Source organism: Flavobacterium sp. 11, assembly GCF_002754315.1.
Lineage (GTDB): Bacteria > Bacteroidota > Bacteroidia > Flavobacteriales > Flavobacteriaceae > Flavobacterium > Flavobacterium algoritolerans.
This window is the reverse complement of sequence record NZ_PEFE01000001.1, coordinates 1,585,024-1,603,828: the sequence shown is the minus strand read 5'-3', so window position 1 is coordinate 1,603,828 and position 18,805 is coordinate 1,585,024. Positions and strand designations below refer to the sequence as shown.

Genomic DNA, 18,805 nt, shown 5'->3' with positions numbered 1-18,805 from the left:
GCCATTTTTTATTTTAAATATTCTTCTTTAAAATTAATCATTCTTGAAATATGAGCATATAATTCCGGATGTTCCTTTTTGAAAATATGGGGAGTTTCATAAAAATGTTCTAAGATAACCGATAAAAATTCGAATTGATTTTCATAAGCATACAGCCTAAAATAATCTGTTCGAGTTAACTCGTTATTTAAAACTGGATTACTGTAATATTTTACGACTTCATTGAATTCATCAAAAAAGATAATCGCACTTGGATCATTACTTCTTAGGCAATGAAAATGCAACACATGAGAGAACTCGTGCAAACCCAGATTAATATTATCATTTGAGGTTAAATGGCCCAATAAAAAATCTTCCCACGAAAAAACGACCGCTTTCATTCTAGGATTAAATTCTCCTTTATGATACGTTTCGTTCACGGTAGAAAAATAACTGGAAGGATAGATTATAATTTTATTGAATAAACTGACAAGATAATTCCTCATTCCAAAAGTTAACATCACATACGTCCCCGCAATCAGCATTTGCATTTGTTCCGTAATAACAATTTCCTTTCCTATAAATTCATATTTAGCAACAAACTCGTTTATTCGGTGCTCAAAATACATTTTCCTTTTAGAAGAAAGCCTATTATAGAATGGAAAATCATTTACTAAAATCTGGCGTTGGCTTGGTTTTAATTTTTTGGAGAAAGGATACCAATGAATATAAAGCGGCTTATTAAACAGTAAAATATAAGCTGGTTCCACTACTCTAAAAATTAAAAGCAGGAGAAATAATGTTCCAAAAAGTACCGAAATGAAAATTTGTAATGACATATTTTATAACCGCTTTAAAATAAAAAATGCTTCAAAATAATTTCAAGGAAACTTGATTTTTTGAAGCATTTCTATTTGTATTTGTGGCCGCGACAGGGTTCGAACCTGCAACCCTCAGAGTCGAAATCTGATATTCTATCCAGTTGAACTACGCAGCCATTTGATTTTAGATTGGTGATTAACGATTTTAGATTTATGATGTAAAATCGTTAATTAACAAACATAAAATTTATGTCAATAGTTTTTTAACTATTGTAGAAATTGTCTTTCCTTCGGCTGTTCCACCTAATTGTGCTGCTGCTAATCCCATCACTTTTCCCATTGAAGCAATTCCTGACGCACCAGTTTCTGCAATAATTTTAGCTATTACAGCTTCTACTTCAGCTTCGCTTAATTGTGCCGGCAGGAATTTTTCGATTACTGCAATTTGAGCCAATTCTGGTTCAGCTAAATCCAAACGGTTTTGCTCCGTAAAAATTCTAGCGCTTTCTTTACGTGTTTTTACTAATCTTTGAAGCAATTTAACTTCATCATCTTCCGTTATTTCTTCCTTAGATCCCGTCGCTGTTTGCGCTAACAGGATTTCAGATTTAATTGCTCTTAAAGCTTCTAATGCAACTGTATCTTTGGCTCTCATGGCGGTTTTCATTTCGTCCATGATTTGTACTGATAAACTCATATTCTTTATTGTTAATTTAGTTAATCGATTGTTTGTTCAATCGATTGTTGAAATGCTAATTATGAAAACGACTGCTTAATGCCCCAGTCCCGACGCTTCGGGAGTAGTGGAAAGCCTTTTAGGAGAAAATGTATTTTTTCATGGACTTAAAAAGCGACTTTAGAAGCTCTTTTAAGGGCGTAGAAAAAAACATTTTTGACAAAAAGCTTGAAACGACAGCTGGATTAAGGCCCGACAAAATTAAAGAAATTTACTGTAATTAGCAATAGATTGCTTTGTTGCTCGAAACGACAAAAAAATAACCCGAAAATTAAATGAATTTTCGGGCTACCTCATTTTGGTTTGAGTTAGTTAATCTACGTTGTCATGTAAATACGAGTTGTTAGAACGCAACTGTAGATCGTTGTTGCTGTCTGTTCCCACAGAAATTCTCGAATTTGTATTATTGGCTTGATTGTTTGAAATATCTATTCCCAATCTTTTGTAAGCCGGTTCTTTTTCGTATTCATCAATTTTGGAAACATTGTTATGAAACTTATAATTGAATTCTTTTAATTTTTTTCTTCTTTCATCGGCTCTCATTCTCAATGATTCCTCGATTGTCATTTCCATTGGAGAAACAGCATCAAAGTCAACAGGTGTATTTACTGATGTATCTACTTGTTTCATTGTGATGTTTAATTCAGCAGGAACAACAACTTCCGGAGTTTTAGCAACTGGTTTCGCCATGAAATCGTGCTCTGGCTCCATATACTCTTCAAGAGAATATTTGATAATTCCATTATCAGTCAATTCTGTTACGGGAACAAATTGAACCGCTTCGTTTACTTTGATATCACGAGTTTCATTTGTCAATTCAAACATTACTTTGCTTTCTTCAACTTGCGCTACCGGTTCTGCTTTGAAAAGTGGTAAATCAAATGAGAAAGTAGTTTGTTCTTGTCTTTCGATAACTTTTGGCTGTACTGCTTTTACTTCTGCTACTGGAGATGAAATTGTAAAATCAATATCAGTAATAGGAGAAACAATTTCGAAAGTCACGTCTAAATTTTTAATAAATTCAGACATTACCATCAATTCTTCTTTATTGATAGCTGGCGCCGCTACAACTGGCTCAGGAGCAACAACAGTATCTTCCAACAAATCAAAAACTATTCTTTCGTTTGAGTTAGAAGCTGGAGATTCTGTATTTAAATCAAAAGCTGCAACCGTTTTATTACTTAGATTATGAACACTTCTTTGTTCATCCTCTAATGTGTGTATAATTTTTTTTGGCTCCGTATTTACAATTTCGTTTTGTTGTTCAATATCAAAACCTGTAGCAATAATGGTAACAGCAATAGCATCACCTAGTGATTCGTCTTCACCAACCCCCATGATAATATTTGCATTGTGACCCGCTTCAGCTTGAATATGATCATTGATTTCTCCAATTTCGTCAATTGTAATTTCATTAGTTCCAGAAACGATAAGCAACAATACGTTTTTGGCACCTGTAATTTTATTATCATTTAACAACGGAGAATCTAAAGCAGCAATAATAGCTTCCTTAGCTCTATTCTCACCAGAAGAAACAGAAGATCCCATAATAGCAGTTCCGCTATTATACAATACTGTTTTAGCATCTCTTAAATCGATATTTTGAGTATAGTGATGCGTAATTACTTCAGCAATACCTCTTGAGGCTGTTGCCAAAACTTCATCCGCTTTTGAAAATCCAGCTTTGAAACCAAGATTCCCATATACTTCTCTTAATTTGTTATTATTGATAACAATTAAAGAGTCGACTTGCTTGCGTAATTTTTCTATACCAATTAAGGCTTGTTCCTGACGCACTTTTCCTTCAAATAAGAACGGTAATGTCACAATTCCTACAGTAAGAATATCTCTTTCTTTAGCCAATTGTGCAATAACCGGTGCAGCTCCAGTTCCTGTACCACCACCCATTCCGGCAGTGATGAATACCATTTTAGTATTTCTATCCAACATTTTTTCAATCTCGGAAATACTTTCAATAGCAGATTGCTGTCCTACATCTGGGTTTGCTCCAGCTCCAAGTCCTTCCGTTAAATGTACTCCTAACTGAATTTTATTAGGCACAGAACTACTTTGTAAGGCTTGAGAGTCCGTATTACATACGATGAAATCTACGCCTTTAATTCCTTGTTTAAACATGTGGTTTATGGCGTTACTTCCGCCTCCACCTACACCAATAACTTTTATTACATTTGATTGGTTCTTTGGTAAATCAAATGAAATACTTCCAAATTCTGAGTTGCTCATCATTTTATTTGGTTTTTGATATTTATTATTAATTATTGTGTTTTTCTGGGCACTGCCCTATTCTGCATTATCTAAGAAATCCTTAATCTTATCAACATAACGGTCAAAGAAATTTCTTTGAATCCTGTTTACGGTAGAATTATGTTTCTCATTTGAGTTTTGATCCTCTTCTTCTTCCTCTTTCTCAAGAACTTCATTCACTACCGGATTTTGAACAACTGCTTGTCGGTATACCGGAGCTTTAGGTTGTTCAATGGCGTCCATTCTTATTGCACTTTGTGTTTTATTCTCAATGCTTTTCATTACTAATCCGACTGCTGTTGCATACAAAGGACTTGAAATCTCCTCATCTGAATTTCCAGCCAAATGTTCGTTTGGATATCCAATTCTAGTATCCATTCCAGTAATGTATTCCACTAACTGTTTGATGTGTTTCAATTGCGCACCACCACCAGTAAGCACAATTCCTGCAATTAATTTTTTGCGAGGATCTTCGTGTCCGTAAGCTTTCACTTCAGTGAATACCTGATCTACAATTTCCACAACACGAGCATGGATTATTTTAGATAGATTTTTCAACGAAATCTCTTTTGGTTCTCTACCTCTTAATCCTGGAATAGAAACAATCTCGTTGTCTTTATTTTCTCCTGGCCAAGCTGATCCAAATTTCACTTTCAATAATTCAGCCTGCTTTTCAATGATCGAACATCCTTCTTTGATATCATCTGTAATCACATTTCCTCCAAAAGGAATTACCGCTGTGTGACGAATAATACCATCTTTGAAAATAGCCAAGTCTGTTGTTCCACCACCAATATCAATCAACGCAACTCCAGCTTCTTTTTCTTCCTGACTCAAAACGGCATCAGCTGAAGCCAATGGTTCCAAGGTCAATCCTGACAATTCGATTCCAGAACTTTGAATACATCTGCCTACATTACGAATCGATGATGCTTGTCCTACTACAACATGAAAACTAGACTCTAATCTTCCACCATACATCCCGATAGGCTCTTTGATTTCGGATTGTCCGTCAATTTTAAATTCCTGTGGCAAAACATGTATAATTTCTTCGCCAGGTAACATTGCCAATTTATTTACTTGGTCAATCAAAAGCTGAATGTCATTCCCGCCAATTACTTCTTCGGGATTGCTTCTGCTGATGTAATCAGTATGCTGAATACTGCGGATGTGTTGTCCCGCTATTCCTACCACTACATCTTTTATTTTATAGCCTGAATTATTTTCGGCTTCTTGAATCGCTTGTTGTATTGATTGTATGGTTTGAGTGATGTTATTTACCACACCTCTGGCCACACCTAAACTTTTAGATTTTCCAACACCTAAAATTTCTAATTTCCCATACTCATTCTTCTTGCCTATCATGGCAACTATTTTAGTTGTCCCAATATCTAGACCTACTGCAATATTCTCTTTTTCCATTATCTATTTATTTAGTGCAAACTACTTGTTCCGTAAATCGGAGGTCAATTTTTTTATATTTATACAACGAACTATCTAAAACCGCTTTTTGAAAAAAAGCTTTATAATTCTTGAATTTACGCTCGACATTGATCATTCTACCAAAATCAATTTGATAATCAAAATTTCTATTGAGCATTTTTAAGCTTCCATTAGGCATAATTTGAATTCCGATGATGTTTTTTTTCAAAAACGCATCGTCATAGATTAAGCGAAATAAATCGGATAAATCTTCGTTATTTTTTTTATTTATTCCCCCTGAAACAAGTGGAACTCTAGCTGTAAAATTAGTTGACAATGGCATTCTATTACCTTCGTAATCAATATAAAAAGAACCGCTATTATCAAAAACTCTAGCAATAGGAGTTTTTTGTTTCACCACTGCTTTTAACACCCCATCAATACTCACAAATACATCTGATCTTTCAATCATTTCTTGTGCGTTGAGAGTTGTTTCCAGTTTATTCAAATCTAAATTAACTTTTTGAATGCTTGATGCATCTTTTTTATTTTCTATTAACAATTTATTAACCGTTTCTTGCTTTACAAAAGGAGCGTTATCTCCTACAAAAATAACGGCAGATTTCGTCAATTTTCTATTTGCATTACGATTTGACGTAAACGAAAACAGAAAAATTACCAACACAAACATCAGTAATAATCGAATATTTGTCCAATTAAAGAGTCTCATTTATCGCTTTTTTAATTGATGGTACTAATTCTCCAATATCTCCAGCTCCAATCGTTACAATTATGGGAGCATCACTTGCTAAAATTGTTGCAATCAAATCGTCTTTAACTACTATTTTTTTATGACTATTAATCATTTTATCCATCAGCCATTGTGAGTTTATTCCTTCCATTGGCAATTCACGGGCCGGATAAATATCCAATAAAATTATGTCATCAAAAGCAGATAAACTTTTAGCAAAATCATCAGCAAAATCTCTCGTTCTACTAAACAAATGGGGTTGAAAAACTGCCAAAACTTTTTGGTTTGGATACAATTCTCGAACCGCCTGATGCACTGCATTTATCTCCGTTGGATGATGTGCATAATCATCAATATAAACCTTCGCTTCTGTTTTAATCTGATACGAAAATCTTCTTTTTATTCCCTTAAATGACATAATGGCTTTTGCAATGGCATCGGTTGGGGTGCCGAATAATTTTGCCATTGCGATAGCCATTAATGCATTCATTAAATTATGTCTTCCCGGTAAACCAAAATGTAAATCTTTAATTACTTCTGTAGGCGTTTGTACATCAAAAACATAGCTGCCATTTCCTATTCTAACATTAAAAGCTTTAAAAACAGCATCTTCGTTTACAGCACAGGTTACACCTTCTATTGGTAATTCTTTTGTTATAAAAAGATTGCTTTTATCTTCTATTTTGGAAGCAAATTCAAGGAAAGATTCCTCAATTGCTTCACTGGTACCGTAAATATCCAAATGATCCGCATCCATAGAAGTTATACAGGCAATATTGGGATGTAAATGCAGGAATGAACGATCAAATTCATCGGCTTCAACAACAGTTACTGTTTTTCCACTTCCTATCAAATTCGAATTATAATTCTCAACAATTCCTCCAATAAAAGCAGTAACATCGGCACCACTTTCGTTCAAAATATGCCCTAAAATTCCTGATGTTGTTGTTTTTCCGTGTGTTCCGGCAACTGCAAAACAAAAAGTGTCTTTTGTAATTATTCCTAAAACCTCTGCTCTTTTCTTAACTTGAAAATCTCTTTCCAAGAAATAATTCCACTCTGAATGCGTCTTAGGAACAGCCGGCGTAATAATCACCAAAGTATTTTCTATGTAAAAATCTTTTGGAATCGCATCAATGCTGTCTTCAAAATGAATTGAAATTCCACTTTCTATTAATTCATTAGTAAGAGCCGATGGTGTTTTATCATAACCTGAGACATTCTTGCCCAGATTCTTGAAATAACGAGCCAAATTACTCATCCCAATGCCTCCGATTCCGATAAAATAGACGTTATGTATTTGATTTAAGTTCATTTTATTTTGAGTCTTTGGTGTATTATCTTTTTTATTTCTATCTAATTAGCTTTACAATTTCGTCAACAATTTGTTTTGTTGCTTCTGGCATAGCCAATAATTTTATATTTTCACTCAGCTGATTTTGCTTTCCCTGATCTTTCAACAAGACTTCAAAAACAAGACTGAACTGTGATTCAAGTTCTGATTCTTTCAGCATCAAAGCTCCTTTTTTATCGACTATGGCTTGTGCATTTTTAGTTTGATGGTCTTCGGCAACATTTGGGGACGGAATAAAAATTACCGGTTTACCCACAATACACAACTCCGAAACGGATGAGGCACCTGCACGAGAAATAACAATATCTGCCGCTGCATAAACTAAATCCATTCTTTCAATAAAAGCGACTACCTGAACATTTGCTGAATTGTATTTTTTATAATCTTCTAAATACAACTTTCCGCATTGCCAGATGACCTGAACATTTTGAGAAAGCATATTGGCTAACTCTTTTTCGATTAATTGGTTTACTCTTCTCGCTCCAAGGCTTCCTCCAAGAACCAACAATGTTTTTTTATTTGAATCTAAATTAAAATATTGAATTGCTTCTTCTCTTTTACTTACGATATCAATTAAATCCTGACGAACTGGATTTCCAGTCAAAATCATTTTCTCTTTTGGAAAAAATCGTTCCAGATTTTCATAAGCAACACAAATTTTGTTTGCCTTTTTACTCAACAGTTTATTGGTAATTCCCGGAAAGGAATTTTGTTCTTGAATCACTGTTGGAATTCCTGCAATTGCGGCTGCTTGTAATAACGGACCACTTGCAAAACCACCTGTTCCAATAACCACATCTGGCTTGAACTGTTTGATTATTGTTCGGGATTTTAATAAACTTGAAAGCAACTTAATTGGAAAAAGAGCATTGTCAAATGTCAATCTACGTTGTAAACCTGATATCCAAAGCCCTTTTATATTGTAACCTGCCTGAGGCACTTTTTGCATTTCCATTTTGTCTTTGGCACCTACAAAAAGAAAATCTGCATCAGGAAAACGAGCTTTTAATTCATTTGCAATAGCAATTGCAGGATAGATATGTCCACCCGTTCCGCCACCACTTAATATGAATTTATACTGTTTCATTTTTATTAATTTCTAATTTTATAAAACCACTTATTTATTTAAAACCGCGTGCATCGGATTATTAGCTTTATCTTCTATCGAATAATTCTCCGCTACAACCTCTTCCTCTTCTAATTCCCGGTCAATTAATTTTTGAAGCGCTTCTTCTCTCTTGGCAGCATCTTTCAATTCCTGCGCAATTTCTTCTTCTTTTTTCGTAACACTAATGATGATTCCAAGTGCAAAACAAGTCATCCAGATTGAACTTCCTCCACTACTGATTAAGGGCAATGTTTGTCCCGTAACCGGCAATAATTCAACCGCTACAGCCATATTTACCATCGCCTGAAATATCATGGGAAAACCCAATCCCACAACTACTAATTTTCCAAACAGTGAATTGGCTTTATGCGATGCTATTACAAATCGAAACAACAACAATAAATACAACATCAGTACTCCTAAGCCGCCTAAAAGCCCATATTCCTCCACGATTATGGCAAAAATAAAATCGGAAGAAGATTGCGGCAAAAAGTTCTTTTGAACACTTTTTCCAGGACCTAATCCATATATTTTTCCCGAAGCTATAGCAATTTTAGCTTTCTCTATTTGATAATCATCTTCATCGGGTTTATCACTGGTAAAATTATCAATACGACTAATCCAAGTATCGACACGATTAGGAAAAGCATCCGGAAAAGCTTTAGCCACAAGAATAAAAAATGCAAGAAATACTATTCCTGACCCTACAACTATGCCAATATAACGCAACGGATATTTTCCAATGAAAACCAACATCAACACCATGGAGAAAATTAATGCCGTAGTAGAAAAATTGGCCGGAAGAATGAATGCCAACGTAATGAATACCGGCAACCAAAGCTCCCAAATTGAGGATTTAAAAGAAATAGGAACTTCTCGAGTTTTAGACAAATAACGCGCTACAAAAATAAACAACACCATTGCTGCCAATGTTGAAGTTTGAAACGTAACCCCTATGAACGGAACCTGAATCCATCGACTGGCATTGGCACCAGCAATTACTGTTCCCTTTATTAATGTGTAGGCCAATAATACCCAAACAATATACAACGCTCCTTTGGAAACAGCCTTGAAATAGTGGTAAGGTACTTTATGCACCATGAAAATAATGGTAAAACCAATACAGATATGCACAATATGTTTAACCAAATAACCCAATGTATTTCCGTTTCCTTGACCGATATAAGCCAAATTACTACTAGCACTAAAAACAGGCATAAATGAAAACAAAGCCAATAAGGCCACGAATGACCAAATACCTTTATCTCCTTTTAAATTGTTGACTAGTTGTTTCATTTCTTATTAGTTTAAAGTTTTGTGTTTAACGTTTAAAGTTTCTCAACCTTAAACGTTAAACCTTAAACATTCCTATAAATTCTTAACTGCTTGTTTGAATTGTTTTCCTCTGTCTTCGTAGTTTTCGAATAAATCGAAACTGGCACATGCAGGAGACAATAAAACCGTATCGCCTTTTTCTGATAATCTTTGAGCCATTTTCACGGCATCATTCATAGTAGAGACTTCAATCATTATATCGACTACGTTACCAAAAACATCAATGATTTTTTTATTATCCACACCAAGACAGATAATCGCTTTTACTTTTTCACGAACTAATGACATCAATTCATTGTAATCATTTCCTTTATCAACACCTCCCACAATCCAAACTGTAGGTGTATTCATGCTGTCTAATGCAAAAAAAGTGGCGTTTACATTAGTTGCTTTTGAATCATTGATATATTGTACATTCTGAATTTTCAATACTTTTTCAAGACGGTGTTCCACTCCCTGAAAATTAGATAAACTTTCACGTATTGTAGATTTTCTAATCTGCATCAATTTTGCCACAGAGGTTGCTGCCATTGCGTTTTTCATGTTATGTTTTCCTTCTAATGCAATATGTCCTGTGTCCATTGTAAACTCTTCGTGATTGATTGAAATTTCCATTTTGTTGTTTTTTATATAAGCTCCTTCGCTGAAAGTTTTAGTCAATGAAAAAGGAATTAATTTGGCTTTTGTTGTATGTGTCTTAAACCATTCTGTAATGGCTTCATCATCGGCATCATAAATGAGGTAATCTTCCTCGGTTTGATTCATCGTAATTCTAAACTTTGCATCAATGTAATTCTCATATTTGTAATCGTATCGATCTAAATGATCTGGACTAATATTCGTAATAATGGCAATATGTGGCTTAAAATTCAAGATTCCGTCCAATTGAAAACTGCTCAACTCCAGCACATAAGAATCATATTTATTATCTGCTACTTGCCAGGCAAAACTCTTTCCAATATTCCCTCCCAATCCTACATTTAATCCTGCAGATTTCAGCAAATGATGGGTAAGCATTGTGGTAGTTGTCTTTCCATTACTACCGGTAATCCCTATTATGGTTGCATCTGTAAAAGGTGCAGCGAATTCAATTTCAGATAATACTGGAATTCCTTTTTCAATAAGCTTTTTTACTATTGGAGATTTATCCGGAATTCCTGGACTTTTCATGACCACATCAGCATTCAAAATCAAATCTTCGGTATGCTTTTCCTCTTCCCAAGCTATTCCATTAATGATAAGAACCTCTTTGTAATTCCCTTTTATCTTTCCGAAATCAGATACAAAAACTTCATATCCTTTTTTCTTGCCCAGAATAGCAGTACCTACACCACTTTCTCCTCCACCTAAGATTACTAACCTCATGTTATCTTAATTTTAAGGTAACAATTGACAGTATGGCGAGCATTATGGCAACAATCCAAAAACGCGTTACTATTTTACTTTCATGATACCCTTTCTTCTGATAATGATGATGTAAAGGAGACATTAAAAATATTCTTCGGCCTTCGCCAAAGCGTTTCTTGGTATACTTAAAATAACTTACTTGTAAAACCACCGATAGATTTTCGACAAGGAAAATTCCGCACAATAAAGGAATCAACATTTCTTTTCGAACGGCAATTGCCAGAACTGCAATAATTCCACCAATAGTCAAACTTCCTGTATCGCCCATAAATACCGATGCCGGGTACGAGTTGTACCAAAGAAATCCAATCAATGATCCCACAAATGCGGCTATAAAAACCGTCATTTCCCCTGAATTAGGGATATACATTATATTCAAGTAATTGGAGAAAATTATATTTCCTGAAACGAACGTAAATATTCCTAACGCCAGAACTGAAACAGCAGAAGTTCCTGCGGCAAGTCCATCAATTCCATCCGTTAAATTAGCACCATTAGAAACTGCCGTTATAATAAAAATAACAACTGGAATAAAAATTAACCAAGCCCATTTTTCATATCCTTCGCCAGTCCATGCTAATAATTCAGCATAATCAAATTCATTATTTTTAAAGAACGGGATTGTAGTAGCCGTAGATTTTTCTTCAACTGGCGCAGGCAAAATCACCGTTTGTGCTGGCACTTTAAAAATATCCGATGTAGAAGTATCTGTACGAACCGTAACACCAGGACTAAAATAAAGAACCGTACCTACTATTAAACCAAGACCTACTTGTCCTACAACTTTGAATATTCCTTTTAATCCTTCTTTATCTTTCTTGAAAATTTTGATATAATCATCTATAAAACCAATTGTTCCCATCCAAAGTGTGGTTACAATCAACAAAACAATGTAGATGTTATGCAGTTTTGCAAAAAGCACAACTGGAACCAGAGTAGCAAATATGATAATTAACCCACCCATTGTTGGTGTTCCCGCTTTTTCATTTTGACCAGCCAGACCAAGTTCACGAACGGTTTCTCCCACTTGCTGCCTTTGCAGAAAACGGATGATTCTTTTACCATAAATTGTAGACAATAGCAAAGAAAGCATCAATGCTAACGCTGATCTAAAAGTGATGTACTGAAAAACACCTGTTCCAGGAACATCTAATATTTTGTCTAAATATTCAAATAAATAGTATAGCATATATCTTTGTTTATTTGGTTAATCGTTGATTTGTTTATTTGCTGATTTGATTACTATTAGATTAAACAGTTAACCAAATCAACGATTAAACTTTTATTTTCCTAGTTGATCTAATATTTCTTTAACTATTTTCATATCGTCAAAATCATGACGGATACCATTTATTTCCTGATACGTTTCATGTCCTTTCCCGGCAATTAAAATAATATCATTGGGCTGAGCCAATTGGCAAGCCGTTTTTATAGCTTGTTTCCTATCGGTTATGGTCAACATTTTTTTATAATTCTGAGGAGCAACGCCTAATTCCATTTCTGCAATAATTGCTTCTGGGTCTTCATTTCTTGGATTATCCGAAGTAAAAATTGCTTTATCACTTAAATCCGACGCAATGCCAGCCATAATTGGTCGCTTGGTTTTATCTCTATTTCCGCCACAACCTACAACCGTAATTAGTTGTTCGTTTTTTGTACGAATGTCATTAATCGTTTTTAGCACATTTTCTAATGCATCCGGTGTATGCGCATAATCTACAATCGCTGTAATATTTGAAGCAGAAACAATAAATTGAAAACGTCCCGAAACACTTTCTAAATCAGATAATAATCGAAGTACTTCTAAACTTTCCATTCCCAGTTCTATCGCAGTTCCATAAATAGCCAATAAATTATAGGCATTAAATGTTCCTATCAGTTTTACCCAAACTTCATTTCCATTTATTTTCAATAACAAACCTGACAATTGATTTTCCAGAATTTGTGCTTTATAATCGGCATATGATTTTAAGGCATAGGTCAGTTTTTTTGCCACAGTATTCTGCAACATCACTTGTCCATTTTTATCATCAATATTGGACAATGCAAATGCTGTTTTTGGCAAATTATCGAAAAACGATTTTTTCACATCTCTGTATTCTGCAAACGTTGGATGGTAATCCAAATGATCGTGAGACAAATTGGTAAAAATACCGCCAACAAAATGCAACGCTTCGGTTCTTTTTTGATGAATTCCATGAGAACTCACTTCCATAAAACAGTATTCGACACCGTTTTCAACCATCTCCTTTAGGTAATGATTTATCGTAATTGAATCTGGAGTCGTGTGAGTCGCTTTATATTCAACATCATCAACCAAAATTTTTACTGTCGAAAGTAATCCAACTTTAAAACCTGCTTTTTTAAACAATTGGTACAACAAAGAAGCAATGGTCGTTTTACCGTTTGTTCCCGTAATTCCAACCAATTTCAAGTTTTGAGAAGGATCTCCAAAATAATTTGCAGCCATAAATGCCAAGGCCGAATTCGTATCTTTTACCTGAACATAAGTAATTCCTTTAGCAATATTCTCCGGAAATGTATCGCATATAACCGCTACAGCACCCTGCTCAATTGCTTTTTCTATAAAATCGTGACCATCAGAAATGGAGCCACGAATAGCCACAAAAATATCATTAGACCCGATTTTTCTAGAATCGAAATCCATTTTATTAATAGTAATATCCGTCGAACCTTTTACAGCTTCGATAGCTACTTTATACAATATATCTTTTAATATACTCATGATAATTCCAATAGTATAGTTGTATTTTTAACAATATTCTGACCCGCAGCAAGTGATTGTTTTTTCACTTTACCAACTCCAACAGCCTTTACTTTTATACCTAAATTCTCTAATAAAGCAACCGCATCCATTCCAGACATTCCTTTCACATTTGGAATTAATTGCAATTTCTTTTCTGATTTAACAAAGTAAGAATCATAATTATTCTCCTGCTTTTGTATTTTCCTATTTAGATTTTTAATCTCATTTGTTGAAGGCGCATCGGTGAAAATCTTTTGAGCAATTCTCTTGAAAACTGGTCCGGCAACATCAGCTCCATAATAATTATTCATTGATGTATTTGGCGCATGAACTACAACAATGCAAGAATATTTAGGATGTTCAGCAGGAAAAAATCCTACGAAAGATGAAATATAATGTTTGTCATTTCCGCCATTTTTCCCATAATTGGCTTGCGCAGTTCCTGTTTTTCCTGCCATAGAAAAATCTTTAGAATATAGCTTTGCACCTGTTCCTCTTTTTACCACATTTGATAAAAGCGCTTTTAATTTTTTGATAGTTGCATCTGAACAAATCTTCGGATTGATAATTTGTTTATCGTATTTCTTGATGGTTTTATTCCATTCTTTAATTTCTGAAACGAATTGTGGTTTTACCATTTCTCCGTTATTTGCAACAGCATTATATAAAGTCAAAGTTTGCAAAGGTGTCATTGCAACACTATATCCAAAAGCCATCCATGGTAAAATATTAGGATTCCAATTTTTATCTGATGTTTGGTGAACAATCGGTTTTCCTTCGCCTTGAAATGGTAATCCAAGAGGTTTGTTCAAACCCATTTTATTTATTCTATCGATAAATTGCTGTGGATTATTTTTATAATTTTCTACAACAGCCTGAACTAAAATAGTATTGGAAGAAACTTCAAAGCCTTTTCCAAGCGATATTTTTCCATATCCGCCTTCATGCGAATCACGAACTTTATCACCTCTGTAAGTTATAACACCACCACGACTATCGTAAACCTTAGATGTATCGACTTTATTATCATCCAAAAGCGCAATCATATCAACCAATTTGAAGGTAGAACCTGGTTCATGAGATTCTGCAACAGCATAATTTATGGTTTCATAATAATTACCTGATTTCTCGTCTCTTCCCAAATTAGAAATCGCTTTAACCTGACCGGTTTTGGTTTCCATAACCACCACACAACCATGTTCAGCGCCATATTCTTCCAATTGTTTCAACAAGGCATGATGCGCAATATCTTGAATGTAAACATCAATAGTAGAAATTACATCGTATCCATCTTGCGGATCAACTTCGTTTACGTCACGAATGGGTTTCCATTGCCCTTTTGCAATTTTTTGTTTTAGAATTTTACCGTCTTTTCCATTTAGATATTTTCCAAAAGCACCTTCTATTCCTACTCGTTTTAATTGGCCACTTTCATCAATTCTATCGTAACCAATAGTTCTTTCAGCGATTTTACCAATTGGGTGTTCTCTTACAGTTTCTTGTTCAATTATAATTCCGCCCTTGTAAGCACCCAAATTGAACAACGGAAAGCTTTTTATTTTAGAATACTGTGTATAACTTAATTTACGGGCAACTAAATAATATCTGTTTTTATTAGCCCTGGCTTTTCTTAATTCGTTTTCAAAAAAATTAGATGGTTTTCCTAAAACCGATGCCAATGAATCTGACAATGACTTAACATTTTTTTCAAATGCTTCAGCTTTTGGAGCCACGGCATCAAAACGTATTTCATAATTCGGAATAGAAGTAGCTAAAAGGCTTCCGTCTGCAGAATATATATTTCCTTTATTTGCTGGAATCACAAAATTCTTAACGGTTCTTTCCTTGGCTAATTTTCTATAATAATCACCTTCGACCCATTGAATATTTGTCAATTTTACAGCAATAGCAATAGCCATCAATAAGATAGCGAATGCAACCAGATAAATTCTGTACGATATGTATTTATCTTCTACTGCCATATTTTTTTGAAAAAGCTTTTTTCTTCTTCTTTTTTAACCTTTATTTTTATTGGAGGAACTGTTGAGGGAAAAATTTCTTTTGCTATCATTTTTTCAGAAACAGTCGATTCCATTTTTAATTTCATTAATTCTGAGCGTCTGTCCACAAATTCTGAACGCAACTCTTTTACCTGATTTGTCAACTCTGCAATCCTAAATACTTTCTGCTCAAATCGCTGTGTATTAGCAATCATAACAATCGCCAATAGAATTACAAAAACAATAAACCGCCAGTTTTTTACCGCATCATCATTTATAAGAAACCGCGCTTTCAATAGGCTGTAAACTCCGTTTTTCATTTTTATGACTAATTATATCTTCTCAGCAATTCTTAATTTGGCACTTCTTGCTCTATTGTTCTCTTTTATTTCAGCATTATCCGGAACAATTAATTTTCCTACCGTTTTAAATGGCACTGAAAAATTACCAAAAAAGTCACGTTCAGGTTCTCCTTCAAACATTCCGTTTTTCATAAATCTTTTCACCAATCGATCTTCTAATGAATGATATGAAATCACGCTCAATCTTCCGCCTGGATTCAATATTTCTAAAGATTGTTCCAAAAATTCTTTCAAAACATCCATTTCCTGATTCACTTCAATTCGAATCGCCTGGTAAATTTGAGCCAATATTTTATTCCTAACTCTTTCCGGTAAATATCTCGCCAAGACCTCTTTTAATTCATCAGTTGTCTTGATTGGCTGTTCCTCTCTGGCTTCTATAATTGTTCTGGACAAAGCAGGTGCATTTTTCAATTCTCCATAATCCAAGAACACCCTTCTCAAATTCGCATCATCATATTCATTGACAACCCGATAGGCATTCAAATCATTTTTTTGACTCATTCTCATATCCAACCCCGCATCAAAACGAGTAGAAAAACCTCTTTCAGGAACGTCAAACTGATGGGAGGAAACCCCTAAATCTGCCAAGATTCCATCAACACTTTTCACCCCATAAAAACGCAAAAACCGTTTTATAAAACGGAAATTCTCATTAATCAGCGTAAATCTTTCATCAGGCAAAGCATTCGCCAAAGCATCTTCATCCTGATCGAAAGCAAACAGCTTTCCGTTTGGCCCGAGTCTTTTCAATATTTCTTTCGAATGTCCTCCACCACCAAAAGTGACATCAACATAAATGCCGTCTGGCTTAATATTTAAACCATCTACTGATGCATGAAGCAAAACCGGATTATGATATTCCATTGTCGTCGTCATTTATATTTCCCATTACTTCTTCTGCCAAATCTGCAAAATCAACATCCTCACCATTTATTGATTTTTCGTATAAATCTTTATCCCAAATCTCAACAATATTCACTGCTGATGAGAACACAACCTCTTTAGTAATACTCGCAAACATCACCAAATCCTTTGGTACTAATAGCCTACCTAAAGCATCTATCTCAACCACTTTAACTCCAGCAGTAAACCTGCGGATAAAGTCATTGTTTTTCTTCACGAATCGATTCAGTTTATTGATTTTTTGCATCATCAAATCCCATTCGCTCATAGGATACAACTCCAAACAGGGTTGAAACACGGAACGCTTCAAAACAAAGCCGTTTTGAAGTGAAGCAGCCAATTGCTTTTTCAAAGGCGCTGGCAACAGCAACCTTCCTTTAGCATCGACTTTACATTCATATGTTCCAATAATTGTATCCAATCAAAAAGTTTTAAATGATGTTGAGCAAAAATATAAAAAATATTACCACAATTTACCACTATATCCCACTTTGTTAATAAGTTTAACCACTTTGAAACAAAAACCCTTAATTTTTGGACAGTCAGAACGTTAGCTCTCTTTTGTTTTATTTGTAAGAAAGGTAATGTTATTAAAAAAAGGAGGTGAAATACAATGAAATTTCAATTTAAAATGGTAATAACAAGTTCAAAATAATTAAAATTTGAAGCTCAAATACACAAAAAAGAGAAGCCTATTTTTATAACAACACGCATAATTTTACAATTAAAAATTGTTGTAAAAATTCTTTTTTATTTATTAAATCCTATATTTGTCAAAATTGAAAATCCGCATTCAAAAAAAATGGAAAAACACTATAAAAAAGAAGGTAGGTATAGCTATTACGAAGCTGGCGAAGGAACTCCAATTGTCATCTTACACGGGCTTATGGGTGGACTTAGCAACTTTGATGCTGTTGCAAGTTACTTTTCTACAAAAGGATATAAAATAATCATTCCAGATTTACCTATATACACTCAAAACATTTTAAAAACGAATGTAAAAAGTTTTGCGAAATATGTTAAAGATTTTATCACATTCAAGGGGCTGGACAGAGTAATTCTGTTAGGAAATTCATTAGGCGGCCATATTGCTTTATACCACACTAAAATGTATCCCGAAAAAGTAGCCGGACTTGTAATTACCGGAAGTTCTGGCCTTTATGAAAGCGCTATGGGTGATAGTTATCCTAAAAGAGGCGATTATGAATACATCAAGAAAAAAGCTGAAGATGTATTTTATGATCCAAAAGTAGCCACTAAAGAACTTATTGATGAAGTTTACGAATCCGTAAATGACAGAATAAAATTGATAAAAACATTGACAATTGCCAAAAGCGCCATTCGTCATAACATGGCAAAAGATTTGCCGAAAATGCATGTTCAAACCTGTATAATTTGGGGAAAAAACGACAAGGTTACGCCTCCGGATGTTGCAGAAGAATTCAATAAATTATTACCTAATTCTACCTTATACTGGATTGATAAATGTGGTCACGCCGCTATGATGGAGCATCCTGATGAATTTAATCGTTTATTAGAAGACTGGTTAACACACACACATTTATCAGTACACTAATCCTAAAAAAGGAGAA

The 18,805-nt window shown here is 34.4% G+C and carries 16 protein-coding genes and 1 tRNA gene; 1 reads left to right on the top strand and 16 read right to left on the bottom strand.

The window, feature by feature from the left end:
- Positions 1 to 8: 8 nt before the first annotated feature.
- The 16 genes from CLV00_RS07005 to mraZ form a co-directional block, all read right to left on the bottom strand.
- A complete protein-coding gene (locus tag CLV00_RS07005) occupies positions 9 to 818 on the bottom strand; it encodes a zinc-dependent peptidase (protein ID WP_099714451.1) in 810 nt (269 codons plus the stop codon).
- Positions 819 to 902: 84 nt separating this feature from the next.
- A tRNA-Arg gene (locus tag CLV00_RS07000) sits at positions 903 to 976 on the bottom strand.
- Positions 977 to 1,047: 71 nt separating this feature from the next.
- A complete protein-coding gene (locus tag CLV00_RS06995; RefSeq protein WP_099714450.1) occupies positions 1,048 to 1,497 on the bottom strand; it encodes a GatB/YqeY domain-containing protein in 450 nt (149 codons plus the stop codon).
- 351 nt (positions 1,498 to 1,848) lie between these two features.
- Positions 1,849 to 3,783, bottom strand: a complete 1,935-nt coding sequence (gene ftsZ, locus CLV00_RS06990; RefSeq protein WP_099714449.1) for a cell division protein FtsZ — start codon at positions 3,781 to 3,783, stop codon at positions 1,849 to 1,851.
- Positions 3,784 to 3,837: 54 nt separating this feature from the next.
- Positions 3,838 to 5,223 (bottom strand): cell division protein FtsA, encoded by a 1,386-nt coding sequence (gene ftsA, locus CLV00_RS06985; RefSeq protein ID WP_099714448.1) that lies wholly within the window; start codon positions 5,221 to 5,223, stop codon positions 3,838 to 3,840.
- Between the two features lie 7 nt (positions 5,224 to 5,230).
- A complete protein-coding gene (locus CLV00_RS06980) occupies positions 5,231 to 5,953 on the bottom strand; it encodes a cell division protein FtsQ/DivIB (protein ID WP_099714447.1) in 723 nt (240 codons plus the stop codon).
- Positions 5,940 to 7,289: a UDP-N-acetylmuramate--L-alanine ligase gene (gene murC / locus CLV00_RS06975; protein WP_099714446.1), complete on the bottom strand. Its 1,350-nt coding sequence runs from the start codon at positions 7,287 to 7,289 to the stop codon at positions 5,940 to 5,942. Before murC ends, CLV00_RS06980 begins: the two co-directional genes overlap by 14 nt.
- 37 nt (positions 7,290 to 7,326) lie before the next feature.
- A complete protein-coding gene (murG, locus tag CLV00_RS06970; RefSeq protein WP_099714445.1) occupies positions 7,327 to 8,415 on the bottom strand; it encodes an undecaprenyldiphospho-muramoylpentapeptide beta-N-acetylglucosaminyltransferase in 1,089 nt (362 codons plus the stop codon).
- 30 nt (positions 8,416 to 8,445) lie between these two features.
- A complete protein-coding gene (locus CLV00_RS06965) occupies positions 8,446 to 9,732 on the bottom strand; it encodes an FtsW/RodA/SpoVE family cell cycle protein (RefSeq protein ID WP_099714444.1) in 1,287 nt (428 codons plus the stop codon).
- Between the two features lie 72 nt (positions 9,733 to 9,804).
- A complete protein-coding gene (murD, locus tag CLV00_RS06960) occupies positions 9,805 to 11,136 on the bottom strand; it encodes a UDP-N-acetylmuramoyl-L-alanine--D-glutamate ligase (RefSeq protein WP_099714443.1) in 1,332 nt (443 codons plus the stop codon).
- Position 11,137: 1 nt separating this feature from the next.
- Positions 11,138 to 12,367 (bottom strand): phospho-N-acetylmuramoyl-pentapeptide-transferase, encoded by a 1,230-nt coding sequence (mraY, locus tag CLV00_RS06955; protein ID WP_099714442.1) that lies wholly within the window; start codon positions 12,365 to 12,367, stop codon positions 11,138 to 11,140.
- Between the two features lie 93 nt (positions 12,368 to 12,460).
- On the bottom strand, positions 12,461 to 13,924 hold the full coding sequence (locus CLV00_RS06950; protein WP_099714441.1) for a UDP-N-acetylmuramoyl-L-alanyl-D-glutamate--2,6-diaminopimelate ligase: 1,464 nt from the start codon (positions 13,922 to 13,924) through the stop codon (positions 12,461 to 12,463).
- Positions 13,921 to 15,927: a penicillin-binding protein gene (locus CLV00_RS06945; protein WP_099714440.1), complete on the bottom strand. Its 2,007-nt coding sequence runs from the start codon at positions 15,925 to 15,927 to the stop codon at positions 13,921 to 13,923. The genes CLV00_RS06950 and CLV00_RS06945 overlap by 4 nt, the downstream gene beginning before the upstream one ends.
- Positions 15,918 to 16,265: an FtsL-like putative cell division protein gene (locus CLV00_RS06940; protein WP_099714439.1), complete on the bottom strand. Its 348-nt coding sequence runs from the start codon at positions 16,263 to 16,265 to the stop codon at positions 15,918 to 15,920. The genes CLV00_RS06945 and CLV00_RS06940 overlap by 10 nt, the downstream gene beginning before the upstream one ends.
- Before the next feature lie 12 nt (positions 16,266 to 16,277).
- Positions 16,278 to 17,186: a 16S rRNA (cytosine(1402)-N(4))-methyltransferase RsmH gene (gene rsmH / locus CLV00_RS06935; protein WP_199074766.1), complete on the bottom strand. Its 909-nt coding sequence runs from the start codon at positions 17,184 to 17,186 to the stop codon at positions 16,278 to 16,280.
- Complete coding sequence (gene mraZ / locus CLV00_RS06930) at positions 17,161 to 17,634, bottom strand: division/cell wall cluster transcriptional repressor MraZ (protein ID WP_099714438.1); 474 nt, start codon at positions 17,632 to 17,634, stop codon at positions 17,161 to 17,163. Before mraZ ends, rsmH begins: the two co-directional genes overlap by 26 nt.
- A gap of 381 nt (positions 17,635 to 18,015) precedes the next feature.
- Here mraZ and CLV00_RS06925 point away from each other — a divergent pair, with 381 nt between their 5' ends.
- Positions 18,016 to 18,789 (top strand): alpha/beta fold hydrolase, encoded by a 774-nt coding sequence (locus tag CLV00_RS06925; RefSeq protein ID WP_099714437.1) that lies wholly within the window; start codon positions 18,016 to 18,018, stop codon positions 18,787 to 18,789.
- Positions 18,790 to 18,805 lie beyond the last annotated feature (16 nt).